We start from the raw sequence: 18,128 nt of genomic DNA, 5'->3' as shown, positions 1-18,128 counted from the left end.
GTTACACAATGAAAAAAACAACAGTATTGATGATGGCAGCAGCATTGGCGGCAGGATTGACAGCATGCAGCGGATTTTCAGATGAAGGGGCTGCCCCTGCCACCACAGGAGCGGAGACAACCAAGGCGGCGGAATTGGGAGAAAGTACGACAGGCGGTACGGAAAAGGGAGTCATTTACGGCATTTACAAGGCGGGGGACCAGACCTGGTTTATTGATGAGGGCGCGGCGGCCCAGGCAGTTGTGGAGGAACAGGGAGATGAATTCATTTATGTGGATGCAAAGATGAACCCTGAAGAATATTTAAAGGCCATTGACAATGCCATTGCCAACAAGGCAAAGGGAATTGTAACCTGCATTCCCGATCAGACCATGTCCCAGGCGGTTGTTGACAAGTGCAAGGAAGCTGGAATCCCCATTGTGGCGGCTGATGATGCCCTTCAGACCGATGCAGGAGATAAAATTGCTCCGTGGGTGGGAATCAATGCATATGTAATCGGAGAGGCAAACGGACAATGGCTGGCTGACTATGCCAATGAAAACAATCTGGCAGAAGACCCTGAATGCGGACTTCTCATCATGACCATGGATACGGTTTCTTCCTGCGTGCCCCGTGCTGAGGGAGAGTATGACAAATTCACTGAGGTAAGCCCAGGTTTTGCCAAGGAGCGGATTTTTAAAGCAGATTATGACGGAACCACAGAAAAAGGCAATGTTGCCGCTACATCAGTGATCACCGCCCATCCGGAAATTAAAAAGTGGCTCATAACCGGAGCCAATGAAGAAGGAACCATAGGAGCGGTACGGGCTTTGGAGAGTGCAGGCCTTGATAAAGATGGGTGTGTAGTAGGATTAGGCGGTTACCTGGCGAAAGATGAATGGAACAATAAGGGAGCTGACGGAACCAGCATGAAGGCAGCAGCTTACTTTTCTTCTGACTCCGTAGGAGCCGGCTCTGTCAAGGTTTTATACGATGTGATTGCGGGAAAAGAAGTTCCCATGGAAACGGCAGTGGATGCAGTGATCGTTACACCTGAAAATTACAAAGAAGTGATGGGCAAGGCAGCGGAATAAATTGCCTGAGAATGAAAAAGCAGCCTCTGCAATGCAGGGCTGTTTTTTCAGCTTCGGATGGAAAAACGGTACTCAGAAGGCGTGGTTCCTGTTACCTTCTTAAAGGTGGTGCAAAAGCTGCTTTCACTGGCAAAGCCTGTGCTGTAACAGATATCCTTGATGCTGGTATCAGAGGATTTTAAAAGAAACTTGGCATTGTTGACCCGTGCTGCGATGACGTATTCATGAGGAGAAAAGCCGGATTCCTTTTTAAATAATCTGCTGAAATAAAAGGGGCTTAAAGAAGCCTGATCGGATAAGTCTTTTAAGGTGAGGGGATCTGTCAGATGGTCGTTGATATAGGCAATGGTATCCTCAATGATGCTGGAGGAAATGTTTTCAGAATGTTCCATATCCTTATTGACCAGCAGTTCAGTCAGGATGTTGACAATGTAGTTATTAAGCAGGGCTTCTTTCACGGAAATGCGTTCCTTAAACTGCAGATAAATCTTGTGAAGATATTTTTCCAGGCGGTAGGTATCCCTTAAGGTGATGACAGGAGAACCGCCTGCCAGAATCGCATCATAATACCCTGGGGCAGCACTGCCGTCAAAATGAAGCCATTCCGCTTCCCAGCCTTTGGAAGTCCAGTAGGCGTGAGGTTCGTAACAGTTTAACAGGACCACCTGGTCGGCATGGGCATAAAAGGTCCGCCCTCCGGTTTCCACCTGGCATTCACCCTTGCGCATAAACATGATCAGAAAGCTGTCATAGGCGTTCCTGTGGAGGGAGTAACCGGGCTGATACCGGAATAAGCCCATATTAATGGGGTATAAGAAGAGGTTTTTTGCCTGAGTGCTGGGGGTATAGACGTAATAATCGGAGCCGGTCATAATGCCTCGTTCTGTTGAGAGCATGGAAGGGCCTCCTTTCCTTGTATGTGAAATCATTATAGAAAAAAAACTGAGATTAGTCAATTCTATGAGAGCAATTTTTATAAATTATAAAGCAACTAAATGTAATGAAATTAAAAGATATAGGTTATATAGTATAGGCAAGAACTAAAAAGGAGGCAGAAGATGGAAACAGTGAAGATATGGGAGGAGTCCATTGTCATTCCCACCTATGAAGCAGGCGAGGCGGATAAGAACCCCATGTTTCTTGAAAGGCGGGTTTACCAGGGAAGTTCAGGGAGGATTTATCCTTATCCTGCGGTGGAAAAAATATATGATAAAAAAATTGATAAAACCTATCGGGCCGTATGGCTGGAAAATGAGTACTTAAAGGTCATGATACTTCCGGAGCTGGGAGGAAGAATCCAGAGGGCATTTGACAAAACAAATCAATACGATTTTGTCTATTATAATCGGGTCATCAAACCTGCCCTGGTAGGGCTTTGCGGCCCATGGATCAGCGGAGGAATTGAATTTAACTGGCCCCAGCATCACAGACCCAATACCTGCTCTCCTGTGGATTACATGCTGATTGAACGGGAGGACGGATCAAAAACATGCCGCATCTGCGATGTGGATCAGATGTATGGAACAAAGGGAGAGGCCAGCTTTACCCTGTATCCGGGAAAGGCATACATAGAGATTAAAGGCCAGCTTTACAATCCCACGCCCCTTCCTCAGACTTTTTTATGGTGGGCCAATCCGGCTGTTCCGGTCAATGACCATACCCAGTCCATTTTTCCGCCTGATGTCCATGCTGTCATGGACCATGGAAAAAGGGATGTATCCCGGTTCCCCATTGCTACGGGAGTGTATTATAAGCATGATTACAGTGAGGGAGTGGATATTTCCCGCTATAAGAATATTCCGGTTCCCACTTCTTATATGGCGGAAAAGAGCGGGTTTGATTTCGTGGGCGGCTATGATTACCAGGCCAGGGCAGGAATCCTTCATGTGGCAGATCACCATATTTCACCGGGAAAAAAGCAATGGACCTGGGGGTGCGGGGACTTTGGAAAAGCCTGGGACAGGAACTTAACCGATGAGGATGGCCCTTATGTGGAACTGATGACCGGCGTTTATACGGATAACCAGCCGGATTTTACATGGTTAAAGCCTATGGAGGAAAAGACCTTTACCCAGTATTTCATGCCTTACAAGGCTGTGGGAGCGGTTAAAAATGCTTCTGTACATGCGGTAGTAAACCTGGAAACAACGGCAGATGAAATCCGGATCATTGCATATGGAACCAGGGAATACCCCAAAGCCAGGATTTTACTTACTTATGACGGAGATATCCTTCTGGATGAAACGGTGCTGCTTTCTCCGGTCCATACTTATGAAACAAAGCTGAATGTGGGTGTGGAGGATGAAACAAAGCTGAAGCTGCAGGTGCTGGAAGAAGGAAGGGAACTGGTTTCCTACACTCCCTTAAAAAAAGAGATTCCAAGGATTCCAAGTCCTGCCGAGGCGGCAAAGGAACCGGAGCAGATCATGACAAATGAGGAGCTGTACCTTACCGGGCTTCATATTGAACAGTACCGCCATGCAACCTACAGACCGGACCCCTATTATCTGGAGGGACTTAAAAGGGACCCGGGAGATATCCGCATTAATAATGCATATGGGGCCTTGCTTATGCGCAGAGGCTGTTTTGAGGAAGCGGAAGAATGTTTCAGAAAGGCACTTAAAAGGGCAACCTGGAAAAATCCCAACCCCTATGATTCGGAACCTTATTATAATCTGGGCCTGGTTCTTTTGTATCAGCGCAGGCTTGATGAGGCATTTGATGCATTTTACAAGGCGACCTGGTCCAGTGAGCAGCAGGAGATGAGTTTTTATTATCTGTCCTGCATCGAGTCCGGAAGGAGAAATTACGAAAGTGCCCTGGAGCTGGTGGAAAAGGGGTTGGTGAAAAATGCCCATAATGTAAAAGCCAGAGGCTTGAAGGCTTATTTACTGCGCAGACTTGGAAGGGTAGGGGAGGCTGTAAAAGCTATCAATGAAAATCTGAATGTAGACTCCTTTGATTACGTGTCCCGTATGGAGTTGGCTTATATAGAGGAAGAACGCCGGGAGGAAATACGGAAAGAGACAGGCAGGCTGACCAGGGGATTTCATGAGAATTACCTGCTGGCTGCCAGGCATTACGGGGAATTCGGTGCGTATGAGGAAGCAGTGGATGCCCTGGAACAATGCCCTGAGGATTGGCCCATGCTATATTATTATAAGGCCTATTATCAGGGGCTTATGGGGCAGGACCCGTCGGAGGCGCTGAAAAAGGCGGAAAGCTGCACCACGGATTACTGTTTTCCTAATAAATTAGAGGATATTATGGTACTGGAATTTGCTGCAGAGAAGAATCCGGAAGGGGCCAATGCCTGTTATTATCTGGGGAATTTATATTATGATAAGATCCAGTACCGGACTGCGGTGTCTTACTGGGAACGCTCTGCCCGGTTAAATCCTGATTTTTCTATTGTCTGGAGAAATCTTTCGCTGGCTTATTATAACAAAGAAAATGAAAGGGAAAAGGCCAGAGAAGCAATGGAAAAGGCTTATGGCTTAAACCCCCAGGATGCCAGGATCTTTCTGGAACTGGACCAGCTTTATAAAAAGCTGGATATGCCGGTAGAGGAACGCTTGAAACGGTATGAATCCAATCGGGAAGTGTTTATGAAGCGGGATGATCTTATGATCGAATATGCGACCCTTCTCAATATTCTGGGGCGTTATAAAGAGGCTTATAAGTTTATAATGGAAAACAGGTTCCACCCCTGGGAAGGCGGAGAGGGGAAGGTGACTGCCCAGTACAGCACAGCCCTGACAGAGCTTGCCAGGCAGTCCATGAAGAAAGGGGAATGGGAAGAGGCTCAGGAATATTTAAAAAAGGTGCTGGTGTATCCGGAAAACCTGGGTGAAGGAAAGCTGGAGGGGACTAAGGACAATCATATTCATTATTATCTCGGCGTTGTCATGGAAAACCTGGGAAGGCAGCAGGAGGCAGAAGGTTTCTTTGAAGCGGCCGGAGAGGGCAGCAATGAACCTGCAGGAATGATGTATTATAATGACCAGCCTGCGGATATGATTTATTACCAGGGGCTGGCAAAGGCAAAGCTTGGCAGGCTGACAGAGGCAAAGGCGAGGTTTCATAAACTGCTGGACTACGGGGAACAGCACATGTTTGACCGGATGAGGATTGAATATTTTGCCGTATCACTGCCAGATTTCCTTATTTTTGAAGATGACCTGGACAGGAAAAACAAAGCTCACTGCAATTATCTCATAGGGCTTGGAAAGCTGGGGCTTGGGGAATTGGAGGAAGCAAAAGAGGCATTGAAGGAAGCGGTCCGGCTGGAAGCCACTCATTTGAATGCCATACGGTATCTGGATATGGTGGGGAATACTGTTTGATAAGGAGAAACCTGAGAAGACGCATCAATAAGATGGAGGCTGTATAAATGGGCGAAAGATTAGAATAGTAAATCCGGGCTGATGTATTATGCACCAAAAAGGGGAGTTGTGGAATAACTGATTTTTCAAGTTATTTCCCAACTCCCCCTTTCTATTATAAAAGATGATTATAGAGGGCGTCTGCGGCGGAAGAAGATTACAAATAATAGTCCGGCTGACAGAAAAGCTGTACAACTGCCCAGGAGTATCCAGGCTGTTTTATCAAAGCCGGACGCAGAAGTTGATGCTTCTGCTGTAAAGCTTTGGTCTCCCCGGGGGGACATAGAGTTCATACCTTCCGGCATATTTTCCGGCATGTTGCCGGGAGGTCTGCCGCCTCTTTGAAAGCCGTCTCCGCCTTGGGCCTCCGATGGGGTGCTTTCTTCTCCTTCCTCTTTTTTGGTAGTGCTTTCGCCCTGTCTGCCTCCAAATCCGCCTCCCATGCTGCCAAGGAGGGATAGGTCAATATCTGATGCATCCACCAGTGCATCGGGGGCTGTGTTCTGTCCATCAGTGGTTGACGGGATTGTTCCATTAAGCTGTCCTTCAACACTCTGTGCTCTTAAAAGACCCAGCTCTTTCAGTTCTGCTACGCCGCTCTTATAGGAAGCGTAATCGTAAAATGCGGTAGGATCGGCTTCAATATAGGGCGAAATTAAGGAATCCAGGGAATCTATGGTCTGTTCAAACAAGCCGCTGTTAAAATATCCGTCAACGATTTCTGTTAAGTAGCTGTGATACAGTTCCAGATATTCGGGTACTTCCAGAAGCTTTCCGATCATGGGCCTCTCTTCCAGGCTTACATTGGAAACTGGTGTGTCAATGGGGAAGTTTACAACGGAGGAGGCATTGCCGGATTGGAATCCTCCGAAGGCCAGATTAAAGTCCCATGGAAGCATGGTGAGCTGGCCGTTTTCCTCATATAGGTAATAGTTGTGGCACATATTGGATACGTAACTGTCCAGATTGATAAGGACTGTGTGGGCGGCGAAGTATTTCAGGGTGGCTTCCACGTCTACAGCGCTTTCCAGGTCTTCGCCTGCATTTAATTTCTTAAGAGCGTTTATGACTCTCATAAAATCCTTGTCTGAGGTGTCGAAAACGGAGCTTTCAAATATGGTGGAATAGCTGGAAATTTCGTCATCTGTATATTGAAGGGTTGCACCGCCGGACTGTCCGCCAAAGCCACCGGGGCTGCCCTGTTCTCTTTGCAATGTGTCATCTGGAATGTTTCTGGCTGGCCTGTTCTCCGATGCAGGAGTGTTTCCAGGGATTATGTTCTCCGATGCGGGAGTGTTTTCCGATACAGGAGCATTTCCAGCAGTTACTCTTTCCTGTCCCGAAGTGTTTCCAGAGTCCGCATTTCCGTCTGATACGCCTTCCTGTGCCGGAAGCCGTTCCGGCCTCTGTCTGTTTCCACCGGTATTTCCTTCATTCCTCTGCCCTGAACCGCCCATGTCCATGCTTTCTGGTTTATACAGCTTTCCATGGTTGTTCCCATATACCCGTTTCGCATAACTGTCCTCCAGCACCTCCACGGCCAGGTAAAATCCCCAGGTTTCACCGTTGACGCTTATGTTGGAAAAGGTATAAAGAGGTGCTTCTACCCCCGCATAATCCATTAAGTCATAAGAGAGGTATTCCTTCATATAGGTAGAATCTCCCTGCATGTTATTCAAAGCAATTTTATCAAGCCCCATCCAGGTCTGGCCTGAAATATAATGGTCAAATTCTATTTTAAAGCTGTACCGGTCCGTTGTGTCATCCTGGGCAACTGTGCGCAGACTTGAATTGCCCTTCGGGCGAATACCCACATTTTCTATTTTTGTGCCGTTGATGACGACAGTAGCCGGTATGTATTCTTCTGCCGTGGCATTATCCAGCATATCAGCCCAATCATTCTCATCGGCAATGATCTGAACGTCCAGGATTTGGGTCTTATCCATTGCAGAAACATAGGGCAGTTCTGATGAACCGGAGAAAGTGGTTAAGGCAGACGGAAATAAATACACCCCTGCCAGAAGCAACAGGACAGCCGCCATGAGCAGTGCTGTGATTGCTCCTATCCATTTATGTTTTATCATGACGGCACCTCCTTATGACATGTAGTCGCCATTGTAGCTGACCAATGCGGCACTTTTTACCTGGGGAATGGCTTTGATATCTGCCATAAAGCGGGTGGAATTTCCAGTCAAACGCACCTCAAGGGTGAATTCCATGCCTGAATCAGAAATAGTCTTGGATTTAAGGCTGTAACGCTTTACCCCTGCCTTAATAATGTTTAAAATATCATTTTCCGGCTGAGGGCTTTCACTTTCAACAATGAGAATAAAAGGAGAATCTACGCTTTTCTTATTGACAAACACAACGAGGATTACGCCTATAAACAGGGAGCCCAGAATTGCCAGAGGCAAAAGCCCTGCGCCTAATACAATTCCTGCAGCAATGGACCAGAACAGAAATACAATATCAAGAGGCTCCTTGATTGCCGTTCTAAACCGGACGATGGACAGGGCGCCGACCATACCCAGGGATAAAATGATGTTTGACGTAACAGCCAGTATAATCAGGGTGGTCACTAAAGTGAGTCCAAGAAGGGAAACCCCGAAACCGGATGAATACATGACCCCGGTGTAGGTCTTTTTGTAAACAAAAAAGATAAACAGCCCTAAAATAAAGGCCAGCCCCATGGCGATTACCATGTCCAGGGCTGAAAAACTGGTGATATTTTCAAGAAAGCTTGACTTAAATAAATCGTTAAAATTCATATGATAATCTCCTTATCCGTAAATGCGGCAGGCCGCATATTTTGAAAATGCTTCCGTATGCCGCGTGTTGGTCTGAATCAAATCGCGAATCACATCAGGCAAAAAGCTGTCGTACTTTACTTCCAGCAGAAGCAGTCCCGGTTCCTGGGTGCTGAAGGTAGGTAAATCTTTCTGAAACAATCCGGTTGAATAAACTCCGGTCCGTATCTCGGAATCAAAGGTTACCCGCACATTTCCATATGGAAAAATATAGGCTTCCCGCCAGTAGTCCACCAGAGTTTTAGGCTTAAGTCTCTGAAAAGCCAATTTCCCATAAAATTCTGCCAGCAAAGGAGTTCCGGAAGAGAGCATCCAGGCGGTATCTCCTGCCAGTATCTGTTGGACCTGGTCTTTTGTCAGGGGTTCTGATTGTTTATTGCAAAGGCCATGGACCTTGCTTTTCTTTTCAAGGCGGATAAAATCACCGCTCCCGTTGTAAATTCGTATTCTGTATTTTTCACGGTTTGGCAGACCGTACAGTTTTTCTTTCAGCACTTTATCGTCATCGTTATCAAAGTACAGGCTGCGGATATGATAACGGCCATCCGCTCCTGCATTTGGATCAAGCCGGGCCACTGTCCTGATTCTCTGTCTCAAAGTTCGGTAATCCAGCATATTGATGGAATGCTTATATTCGTGCCGGTATTCTAATTGGTTCATGTTCTCACCTCCGTCCTGCTCCCATACTAAAGCCCCAAGCTTAATTAAAGCTTAATGGAACCGTGAACATTTTGTGTTCGGTATTTGTTTAAGCTTTGATTAAACTTGTTGAGGTAATATGGCATTGTAATATGTTATAATTACCATAAGGAGGAATTGTTTATGAGGATTCTTATTGTTGAGGATGAAAAACGCCTTGCAGAAACTCTTGCCGATATTATTACTGAAAATAAAGATACTGCCGATGTCTGCCATGACGGTCAAAAGGGCTTAGATCATGCCCTTTCCGGCATTTATGATGCTGTGATCCTGGATGTCATGCTGCCTCACATCAATGGCTTTGATATTGTCCGCTGTATGAGGGAGCAGGGAAATACTACTCCAGTGCTGATGCTGACGGCTAAGGGAGAACTGGAGGACCGTATCACCGGGCTGAATAACGGTGCAGATTATTATCTGACAAAGCCCTTTGAAACTCCGGAGCTTCTGGCCTGTCTAAAGGCAATTACCCGGAGGGGCGGAGAGATGAAGTCGGAGGAATTGACTTATGGGGATATTGAAGTCAGCCTTGCCGCCAGTGAGCTTATATGCAGAGGCCGTTCCGTGCGACTGGGGGCCAAGGAACTGGAGCTGATCCGGCTGCTCATGGCCAATCAGGGCATTTTGCTGCCAAAGGAGAACATTTACTTAAAAATATGGGGTTATGAGGGAGAGGCTGAGGACAGTATTGTGGAAGTCTACCTTTCTTTCCTGAGGAAAAAGCTGGATCACATCGGCTCAAAGGTAAAAATATCTGTGGTCCGCAGGGTGGGCTACCGTCTGGAGGTCAGAGAATGATCAGAAAGCTGCGGATTAAGTTTATATTAATTGTTATGTCCATTGTGTCAGTCATACTGCTGGCAATTTTCTTCACCATGATGATGACTACTCAGAGAAACAATGAAAGAATGAGCGAGGGCATGCTCCGCCAGGCTATAAAGACAGGCTCCTTTCCTTATAATGACGGTCCCCCTGCCGGTGATGCAAGACCTCTTCCCCCTGGAGGAGAGGGACCGGGCAGGCGTTTTCCGGTTCTTGTGGTTGACATAAAAGAAGATGAGAGCGTGTCTGCGGTGGTCAACCAACTGCATTTCATTGACCAGGAAGATGTGGAGCCTCTTGCAGAACTGGTTTTAACCAAGGAAGCTGATCTTGGCATTCTTCCGAATTATGAACTGCGTTATTTAAAGGAGGCAGGGGAAGGCAGCAGCAGGATCGCATTTGCGGACATATCAATGGAAAAGGAAATGATGAAGGCTCAGATTGGAAATTCTCTCCTCATCGGCGGGGCTTCCATGGCGGTATTCTTCCTGATCACCATTTTTCTGGCCCGCTGGGCGGTAAAGCCTGTGGAAGTTGCCTGGGACAGGCAGAAGCAGTTTATTGCCAATGCTTCCCATGAACTGAAAACCCCTCTGACCGTCATTTTATCCAATGCCGGTATGCTGCGGACAGGCAATTCCTTTGAGGATGAAAAAGCTGCCCGGCGGCTGGATCACATCCATGCAGAGGCCATGCGGATGAAGCAGCTTGTGGAAGATATGCTGTTCCTTGCAAGGTCTGATCATGGGGAGAGGAGCCAGGTGTATACTGCCGTGGATTTCAGTTACCTGGTAACCAGTGCTGTTCTTGTGTATGAACCTGTCATTTATGATGAGGAAAAGGAATTCTCCTATGAAATAGAAGATCATCTTTCAGTCATGGGTGATGAGGCCCGCTTGCAGCAGGTGATCCATATACTTCTTGACAATGCCGGGAAGTATTGTCCTTCCGGAGGAAAGATTGGCCTCGCTTTGGGGAAAGGGGAGCACAATACCCTTTTGCTGAAGGTTTCCAATGAAGGAACCCCCATTCCAAAGGAAGAACTGGAGCAGATTTTCCTGCGTTTTTACCGCCTCGACGATTCCAGAAGCAGTCACGGAAGCTTTGGTCTTGGACTTTCCATTGCCCAAAGCATTGTAAACGGACATAAGGGGAAAATATGGGCAGAAAATGACGGGAAATCAGGGAATCATTTTTGCGTATCTCTGCCTTTGGCATAACTTTTAACGAGAAAAGGAGAAGCTATGAAATATTCATTGTTTACTGTAAGTGTGCCGGAATTGACACCGGAACAGGCTTTAATAAAACTGAAGGAATGCGGATATGACGGCGTGGACTGGAGAGTGGCTGCCATTCCAAACGACCCGGAAATCTTAAAGGAAGAGCCGTCTTACTGGAGAAATAATCATTGTACCCTTGACATAGAAACCATTGATCAAAAGGCGGAGGAAATAAAAGCTCTCTGCCATCAATACGGCATTCATATTAATATGCTGTGCACTTACCTGACCTGCCGGGACAGCGAGGAGAGAATCGAGCGCTGTATGACAGCAGCAAAGAAGATGGACTGCGCCAGAATCCGCATCAATGCACCTTCCTATGATTTTAAACGGACTTACGGGGAACTGCTTGACGAGGCCATTGAAGGATTTGAAAGGGTGGAAACTCTGGCTAAAAAGCATGGAGTGAAGGTTGATTTTGAAATGCACATGAAAACCATTGTTCCAAGTGCCAGCGCTGCTTTTCGTTTGGCCTCCCGGTTTGATCCGGCTTACATAGGAGTCATTTATGATACGGGAAATGTGATTTATGAAGGGCTTGAAGAGTATAAGATGGCCCTGGAGATTTTAGGGCCATATTTGGACCTGGTTCATGTAAAAAATGCCAGATGGGTGAAAAAGGAAACGGAGGGAAAGGAAAAGTTTGTTCCTGACTGGGCTCCTTTTACAGACGGATATGCAGATTTTGAAAAGTTTTTCCAGGCACTGAAAGAGGTGAGATATGACGGAGTCATCACCTTTGAAGATTTTTCTCCTGCAGAGAGTCCGGAAAAAAAGATAAAAAACAATATTTGCTATATCAGAAGTATTGCAGAAACCGTAAATCATAAAAAACAGGACTAATGAGAAAATGTTTCAAAAAAGGGCTTGTATTTTTGGTTAGTCTATGCTAACATATAAACAGTTAGTAATAGCTAACAACATGTGAATATTCTATACATCAGACTAACCCTCTGAAATTATCTTTCATTGACCTGTGAGAGATTAAGACTCCTACAAAAGGGCCGCACCTGTAACCGCATAACAGGGGCGGCTTTTTTGCGTGGGTTGTAATAACGGGCCTGATAGGATATAATTGTGAAAGAATCACAAATCTGGAGGAAACATATGAAATCTTTAATTATAGCGGAGAAGCCGTCGGTAGCAAGGGATATTGCCCGGGTGCTTCAATGCAAAAAAAGCAATAACGGCGTGATCGAAGGGGAACGCTACGTGGTGACATGGGGCCTGGGCCATCTGGTCACTTTGGCGGACCCGGAAGATTACGACTCTAAATATAAGGAATGGAAGATGGAGGATCTTCCCATGATACCGGACCGGTTCAAACTTGAGGTAATCAAGCAGACCGGCAAGCAGTACAGCGTGGTAAAGTCCCAGATTCACCGCAGCGATGTGGGAGAGATCATTATTGCTACCGATGCCGGACGGGAAGGAGAGTTGGTGGCAAGGCTGATTTTAGAAAAAGCAGGGAATAAAAAGCCCATGAAGCGGCTCTGGATTTCCTCTGTTACGGATAAAGCCATTAAGGAAGGGTTTGCCAAGTTAAAAAATGGCAAAGATTATGATAACCTATACGATGCGGCCATGTGCCGGGCAGAAGCGGACTGGCTGGTGGGAATCAACGCCACCAGGGCATTAACCTGCAAATACAATGCCCAGCTAAGCTGCGGACGGGTGCAGACTCCCACCCTGGCTATTATTGCCAAGCGTGAGGAAGAGATCAAAAACTTTGTTCCAAAGCCCTATTACGGAATTGCGGCCAAATGCGCTAAGCCGTCCCTCACCTTTACCTGGAGGGATGAAAAATCAAAAAGTTTCCGTTCCTTTGACCGGGATCGGATGGAGGCCATTTTAAATAAGACAGAGGATCAGGGAGAAGGCGTGATCACTGAGGTGAAAAGCGTTCCCAAAAAGGTTTACTCCCCTCAGCTTTACGATTTGACAGAATTGCAGAGAGAGGCAAACCGCCGCTTTAATTACTCTGCAAAAGAGACTTTAAACATTATGCAGAGGCTCTATGAAAACCACAAGGTATTGACCTACCCCAGAACCGATTCCCGGTATTTAAGCTCTGACATTGTTCCTTCTATTAAAGAAAGGCTGGATGCCTGCGGCGTAGGCCCTTACCGCAAGCTGGCGGGACGGCTTATGAACCGGAAAATCGAGGCCAAGCCATTTTTTGTGGATGACAAGAAGGTATCGGACCATCACGCCATCATTCCCACAGAGCAGTTTGTCCAATTAGACCATATGACAATTGATGAGAGGAAGATCTATGACCTGGTGGTCCGCAGGTTCCTTGCCGTGTTGTATCCTCCCTTTGAGTATGACCAGACAGAGCTGACTTTGGATATTGGAGGAGAGACTTTTGCAGCAAGAGGCAAGGCTGTGACTGTCACCGGCTGGAAGGAAGTCTATGAGAATCAGGAGGAAGAGGATGAGGAACAGGAATTAAAGGAACAGACTCTGCCTGTTATGAAAAAGGGAGACAGGATTTCTGACCTCACCATTCTGATGACAGAGGGAAAGACAAAGCCTCCCGCACCCTTTAACGAGGCTACCCTGCTTTCTGCCATGGAAAATCCGGTTTCCTATATGGAGACAAGGGATTCCGGACTGGCTAAGACCCTGGGAGAAACCGGAGGTCTGGGAACGGTGGCTACCAGGGCGGATATTATTGAAAAGCTGTTCTCCAGCTTTCTGTTGGAAAAGCGGGGAAAGGACATTTTCATCACTTCCAAGGCAAAGCAGCTTCTGACCCTTGTGCCGGAGGACTTAAAAAAGCCGGAGCTGACTGCTGACTGGGAAATGAAGCTGTCGGAAATCGCGGCAGGAAAATTAAAACGGGCTGCATTTATGACGGATATCCGCCGTTATTCCGGGGATTTAATCCATCAGATCAAGTCCGGGGAAGGAAGCTTCCGCCACGATAACCTGACCAACACCAAATGCCCTGAATGCGGCAAGCGGATGTTGTCGGTCAAGGGAAAAAACAGCGAGATGCTGGTCTGCCAGGACAGGGAATGCGGCCACAGGGAAGTGGTGTCCAGAACAAGCAATGCCAGATGCCCGGTGTGCCACAAAAAGCTGGAGCTGAAAGGCAAGGGAGAGGGACAGATTTTCGTCTGCAAATGCGGTTATAAGGAAAAACTATCTGCCTTTAAGGACCGGCGAACCAAGGAAGGTGCAGGTGTGTCCAAAAAGGACGTGACAAAATATTTGAACAAGCAGAAAAAAGAGGCGGAAGAGCCTATCAATTCAGCCTTTGCAGACGCATTTGCAAAGCTGAAATTAAAGGATGATTGAGACTTAAGGAAAGGCCGGGAGGCGTTATGAGCATCAGAGTCATAGCTGTAGATAATTCAGAAGAGTTGTTGGTAAAAATTACAGGTATTTTAAAGGAAATGAATGGGGTGGAGCTGTGCGGTAGCTTCCCCGAAGCAATCGGAGCCATGCAGTATGTGAAGGAAAATCCAGTGGATCTGGTATTTTCCGATGTGGTCATGCCGGATATCAGCGGCATTACCTTTGCAGCCAAGCTGTATGAGCTTCCCAACCATCCCGAAGTGGTGCTGTTATCAGGAATTCCGGGGTTTTCTCTGGAAGCCTGGAAAATAAGAGCATATGATTTCATTGTAAAGCCTTATACCAGGGCTCAGATTGCAAAGGTAGTGAACCGGTTTGTCCGGGAAAACGAAAGAGCGGTATGAGAAATAGAGCCTGTTAAAAGGGCGTAAATCCGGCCGGATCATCATGTTAGACGATCCGGCCGGATTTTTGCATTTCATGTCACTGCAGTTTATTTATATTCTTCTAATATCTCGCTCATGTTTTCCTGAAGCTGTGCGGCAACCTCCTCTGCCGTACTGGAGCCATCTACAACCATGGGGTCCATTGCCTCATTGAAGCTTTCATTCAGATTCTGGAAAGGAACAGAAGTTTCATCAGCAGCCATCTTTGCGTCGATGGTGCCTGCTATTTCCATAAACAGCTTCATTTCATCCTGGAATGCCGTGAAATTTATGCCTTCTTTCATCAGGCTTTCTCTTACAGGGATAAAGTTTCCGGCTTCACAAAAGCCTTTCATCTGCTCGGCAGCCGTGAGGTATTCCACAACGATAGCTGCTGCTTTCGGATATTTTGTTTCTTTATAAGCAAATATGCCGTTTCCGCCCATGTCGGAACCTGTCTTGCCGTTTCTCTGAGGCATATAAGTCACTCCCCAGCCGTCAGGCATATTTTCCTGCATGTAAGAGCAGTGCCAGCTTCCTGCAAAATCAAAGGCCAGCTGATTTGCCACAAACATCATATTGGCAGCAGGAGTTGCTGTAAATCCTACATTGTTGATCAGGTCTTCTTTTCTCCAGGACTCATACAGCTTAAGAGCTTCCAGAACCTGAGGCGTATTCATGGTGATTTCTGTCTGCTCCTCGTTCATCAAAGCACCGCCGTTCATATAAATGAAGGGCAGATAGCGGTAACCGGAAGAGTTTTCCCATATTCCGGCCATGGCATAATCCAGGCTATTATCCTGCTTCAGCTTGCGGGCTATTTCAGTAAGTTCCTCCCAGCTCCATGCTTCATCAATGGATTTGGGAACTTCGATTCCGGAGCTTTCCAGCATCTTCTTATTATAAAACAAGGCGATTACATCTGTATGGTGCGGCATAGCAATCAGTTTGCCATTGTAGGTACAGGCTGCCCTGAATGCAGGAATAAGGTCGTTTAAGTTTTCTTCAGAAATATAAGGAGTCAGATCCAGCATGGTGTCGGTCTGTTTGAATTTTCCCAGCCTCTGATAGGTGTAGCGCATGACATCAGGCCAGTCATTTCCGGCAATTCTGGTGTCAAGCTGATCCCGGTATGTATTGGATGGATAGACCTGGGGCTTAATGGTGATCTCCGGGTGGTCCTTCTGCAGATTTTCAATGGCCCAGTCCCAGGCAGCCTTATCCGATTGGGAACCTTCCCAATATGTAATTTCGATCTCAGCCCCTTCTTCTGCCGTCAGCTCATCCGCTGCGCTTCCGGCTGATGTTCCCTCAGTCGGTGCAGCAGTTCCTTCCGATGCTGCCTGTGTGGTGTTCCCGCTGCCGGATGAACCGCATCCAGCCACCGATCCGGCTGTAAGCATAAGCCCCAGCCCAAGTGCCAAAAGTCTCTTTCCTGTTTTTTTCATTTACAATCCTCCTGTTTTTTATTATCCCTTAATTCCGCTGGAGGCGATTCCCTGTACAAACTGTTTCTGAAAAACAAGGAATACTATAACCACCGGAATTGTTGATATCAGTGAAGCGCTCATTAAATGATTCCAATTGACATACTGTGCACCGTTCAGCATGGAGAGGCCTAACTGCACAGTATAGTATTGATCCTTTGATACCATGATCAAAGGCCATTGAAGGTCATTCCATCTCCACATCACCGTAAAGATGGCCAATACGCTGATCAAAGGTTTGACGTTGGGCAGAACGATCTTTGTAAAAATGCCGAATTCCGTGGCACCGTCAATTCTTCCCGCTTCCAGCAGTTCATTGGGAATTTCCTCAATGAATTGCCTTGACATGAACAAACCGAAGGCTTCCGCACATGGCGGCAGGAAAAGGCCCACATAAGAGTTTCGGATTCCCAGTTTGGAGGCAATGATAAAGTTAGGGATCATTGTCACCTGAAGAGGAATCATCAGGGTGCTGAGAACGATCATAAAAAAGATGTTTTTTCCCTTGAAGTTATACTTGGCAAAGGCAAATCCGGCCAAAAGGTTAATGCAAATTGTGATTGTGGTGGAAATGACTGTCACAATGGTGCTGTTCTTATAATACCTTCCAAAGTCAGTGGTTTTAAGGGATTCCAAAAAGTTGCCCAGCATGAACTTGGACGGTATCAGCTTTGGCGGAAAGGCGAAGATTTCTCCTACAGGCTTCACTGCTGTGATAAACATCCAGTAAAAGGGAAACAGCGTGATGAGAGCCACGGAAAGTACCATACAAAAGGTGATGATGCCGTATACCCGTTTTTTCAGCTTCATGCTTCATCCTCCTTATTTAAAAATCTCACCGCAGTCAGTCCGGCCATTACCAGAAACAGGATCACGCCTGCAGAAGCTGCCCGGCCGTACTGATTTTTTACAAATCCCGTTTCATATATGTACATAACTAATGTCTTTGTGGAATTTAACGGGCCGCCTTTTGTCATGGTATACACCAGATCAAAGGAGCGGAAGCTGTGTATGATGCATGTAACCAATACAAATACATGGGTTGTACGCAGCAGGGGAAATGTAATATACCGGAATTTCTGCCACCCGTTGGCACCATCCATGACCGCTGCCTCATAATAATCCGAAGATATTCCCTGGAGCCCGGCAAGATAAATTACCATGTTATAGCCGGTACGCTGCCAGATTGTTCCGGCAACCAGCATCAGCATTGCGAACCTGGGATCATTGGCCCATTTAATGGACTTCATTCCCATGAGATTTAAAAGGTAATTGATCAATCCCACCTGATCCTGAAACAGCCAGGTAAAAACCATTCCCACCACAACCGTAGACACTACCGCAGGAAGATAAATAGAGGACCGGAAAACTCCTTTAAAAGGCAGGTTCGTATTCAGCAGTATGGCTAAGAACAGGGCAAAGGCCATAATCAGGGGCACTGTCATAAGGGTGTACATGACGGTATTCCACATGGTTTTCCAAAATACTTCATTGGTCAGCATACGCAGATAATTTTCCAGCCTTACGAACTTGGGGGTTCCTATGCCCTTCCAGTCCATTAAACTGTAATAAAAAGTCATAAAAATCGGAATGATCATAAACATCATAAACAAAATCATATTGGGAAGGATATATAGATAGGGCACTACCTTGATGTTTCTCCAGAAGGGTTGTTTTTTCATGTATGAATCCTCCATATTTTATTTAATGACATTTTATTGATTTCGACAATTTACCTGAAATTTTTGTTCAATTTGCCGTATAATTAAGCTTATGTTGCAATTGTTATAGATATTTTACATATTATAATCTTACATTTGATACTATGCATATACAATATATAA

At 46.3% G+C, this 18,128-nt stretch carries 14 protein-coding genes; 7 read left to right on the top strand and 7 right to left on the bottom strand.

The features are described 5' to 3' along the window. Positions 1-8: 8 nt before the first annotated feature. Complete coding sequence (locus V7M78_RS18750; RefSeq protein ID WP_333651897.1) at positions 9-1,073, top strand: arabinose ABC transporter substrate-binding protein; 1,065 nt, start codon at positions 9-11, stop codon at positions 1,071-1,073. Between the two features lie 47 nt (positions 1,074-1,120). Here the strand turns inward: V7M78_RS18750 and V7M78_RS18745 are convergent, their stop codons facing one another. Beyond that, on the bottom strand, positions 1,121-1,969 hold the full coding sequence (locus tag V7M78_RS18745) for a helix-turn-helix domain-containing protein (protein ID WP_333651896.1): 849 nt from the start codon (positions 1,967-1,969) through the stop codon (positions 1,121-1,123). 162 nt (positions 1,970-2,131) lie between these two features. Between V7M78_RS18745 and V7M78_RS18740 the strand changes: the two genes are divergently transcribed. Then, positions 2,132-5,419 carry a DUF5107 domain-containing protein gene (locus V7M78_RS18740; protein ID WP_333651895.1) on the top strand — a complete coding sequence of 1,096 codons (3,288 nt, stop codon included), beginning with the start codon at positions 2,132-2,134 and terminating at the stop codon, positions 5,417-5,419. Between the two features lie 167 nt (positions 5,420-5,586). Here the strand turns inward: V7M78_RS18740 and V7M78_RS18735 are convergent, their stop codons facing one another. The 3 genes from V7M78_RS18735 to V7M78_RS18725 are packed head-to-tail and all read right to left on the bottom strand — an operon-like array spanning position 5,587 to position 8,925. Continuing rightward, complete coding sequence (locus V7M78_RS18735; RefSeq protein ID WP_333651894.1) at positions 5,587-7,542, bottom strand: CotH kinase family protein; 1,956 nt, start codon at positions 7,540-7,542, stop codon at positions 5,587-5,589. A 12-nt stretch (positions 7,543-7,554) separates the two neighbouring features. After that, positions 7,555-8,226, bottom strand: coding sequence for a DUF4956 domain-containing protein (locus V7M78_RS18730; RefSeq protein ID WP_333651893.1), 672 nt, complete (start codon positions 8,224-8,226; stop codon positions 7,555-7,557). Between the two features lie 12 nt (positions 8,227-8,238). Then, positions 8,239-8,925 carry a polyphosphate polymerase domain-containing protein gene (locus V7M78_RS18725; RefSeq protein WP_333651892.1) on the bottom strand — a complete coding sequence of 229 codons (687 nt, stop codon included), beginning with the start codon at positions 8,923-8,925 and terminating at the stop codon, positions 8,239-8,241. A 162-nt stretch (positions 8,926-9,087) separates the two neighbouring features. Between V7M78_RS18725 and V7M78_RS18720 the strand changes: the two genes are divergently transcribed. From V7M78_RS18720 to V7M78_RS18700, 5 genes are all read left to right on the top strand, one after another. Next, positions 9,088-9,762, top strand: a complete 675-nt coding sequence (locus tag V7M78_RS18720; protein WP_333651891.1) for a response regulator transcription factor — start codon at positions 9,088-9,090, stop codon at positions 9,760-9,762. After that, positions 9,759-11,006 carry a sensor histidine kinase gene (locus tag V7M78_RS18715; protein WP_333651890.1) on the top strand — a complete coding sequence of 416 codons (1,248 nt, stop codon included), beginning with the start codon at positions 9,759-9,761 and terminating at the stop codon, positions 11,004-11,006. Before V7M78_RS18720 ends, V7M78_RS18715 begins: the two co-directional genes overlap by 4 nt. Before the next feature lie 24 nt (positions 11,007-11,030). Beyond that, complete coding sequence (locus V7M78_RS18710; protein WP_333651889.1) at positions 11,031-11,909, top strand: sugar phosphate isomerase/epimerase family protein; 879 nt, start codon at positions 11,031-11,033, stop codon at positions 11,907-11,909. 264 nt (positions 11,910-12,173) lie between these two features. Continuing rightward, positions 12,174-14,372: a DNA topoisomerase III gene (locus V7M78_RS18705; RefSeq protein ID WP_333651888.1), complete on the top strand. Its 2,199-nt coding sequence runs from the start codon at positions 12,174-12,176 to the stop codon at positions 14,370-14,372. Positions 14,373-14,398: 26 nt separating this feature from the next. Further along, positions 14,399-14,776, top strand: coding sequence for a LytR/AlgR family response regulator transcription factor (locus tag V7M78_RS18700; protein ID WP_333651887.1), 378 nt, complete (start codon positions 14,399-14,401; stop codon positions 14,774-14,776). 89 nt (positions 14,777-14,865) lie between these two features. On the opposite strand, the gene V7M78_RS18695 is transcribed toward V7M78_RS18700, so the two are convergent. From V7M78_RS18695 to V7M78_RS18685, 3 genes are read right to left on the bottom strand one after another with little or no spacing between them, the layout of a single operon-like run. Beyond that, positions 14,866-16,245, bottom strand: a complete 1,380-nt coding sequence (locus V7M78_RS18695) for an ABC transporter substrate-binding protein (RefSeq protein WP_333651886.1) — start codon at positions 16,243-16,245, stop codon at positions 14,866-14,868. Between the two features lie 21 nt (positions 16,246-16,266). Further along, positions 16,267-17,094, bottom strand: a complete 828-nt coding sequence (locus V7M78_RS18690) for a carbohydrate ABC transporter permease (RefSeq protein ID WP_333651885.1) — start codon at positions 17,092-17,094, stop codon at positions 16,267-16,269. Beyond that, complete coding sequence (locus V7M78_RS18685; protein ID WP_333651884.1) at positions 17,091-17,966, bottom strand: carbohydrate ABC transporter permease; 876 nt, start codon at positions 17,964-17,966, stop codon at positions 17,091-17,093. The genes V7M78_RS18690 and V7M78_RS18685 overlap by 4 nt, the downstream gene beginning before the upstream one ends. Positions 17,967-18,128 lie beyond the last annotated feature (162 nt).

Source organism: Lacrimispora sp. (assembly GCF_036758025.1).
In the GTDB taxonomy this organism is placed as follows: domain Bacteria; phylum Bacillota; class Clostridia; order Lachnospirales; family Lachnospiraceae; genus Lacrimispora.
The sequence above is the reverse complement of the archived record's forward strand: the minus strand, read 5'-3'. Positions and strand labels throughout refer to the sequence as shown.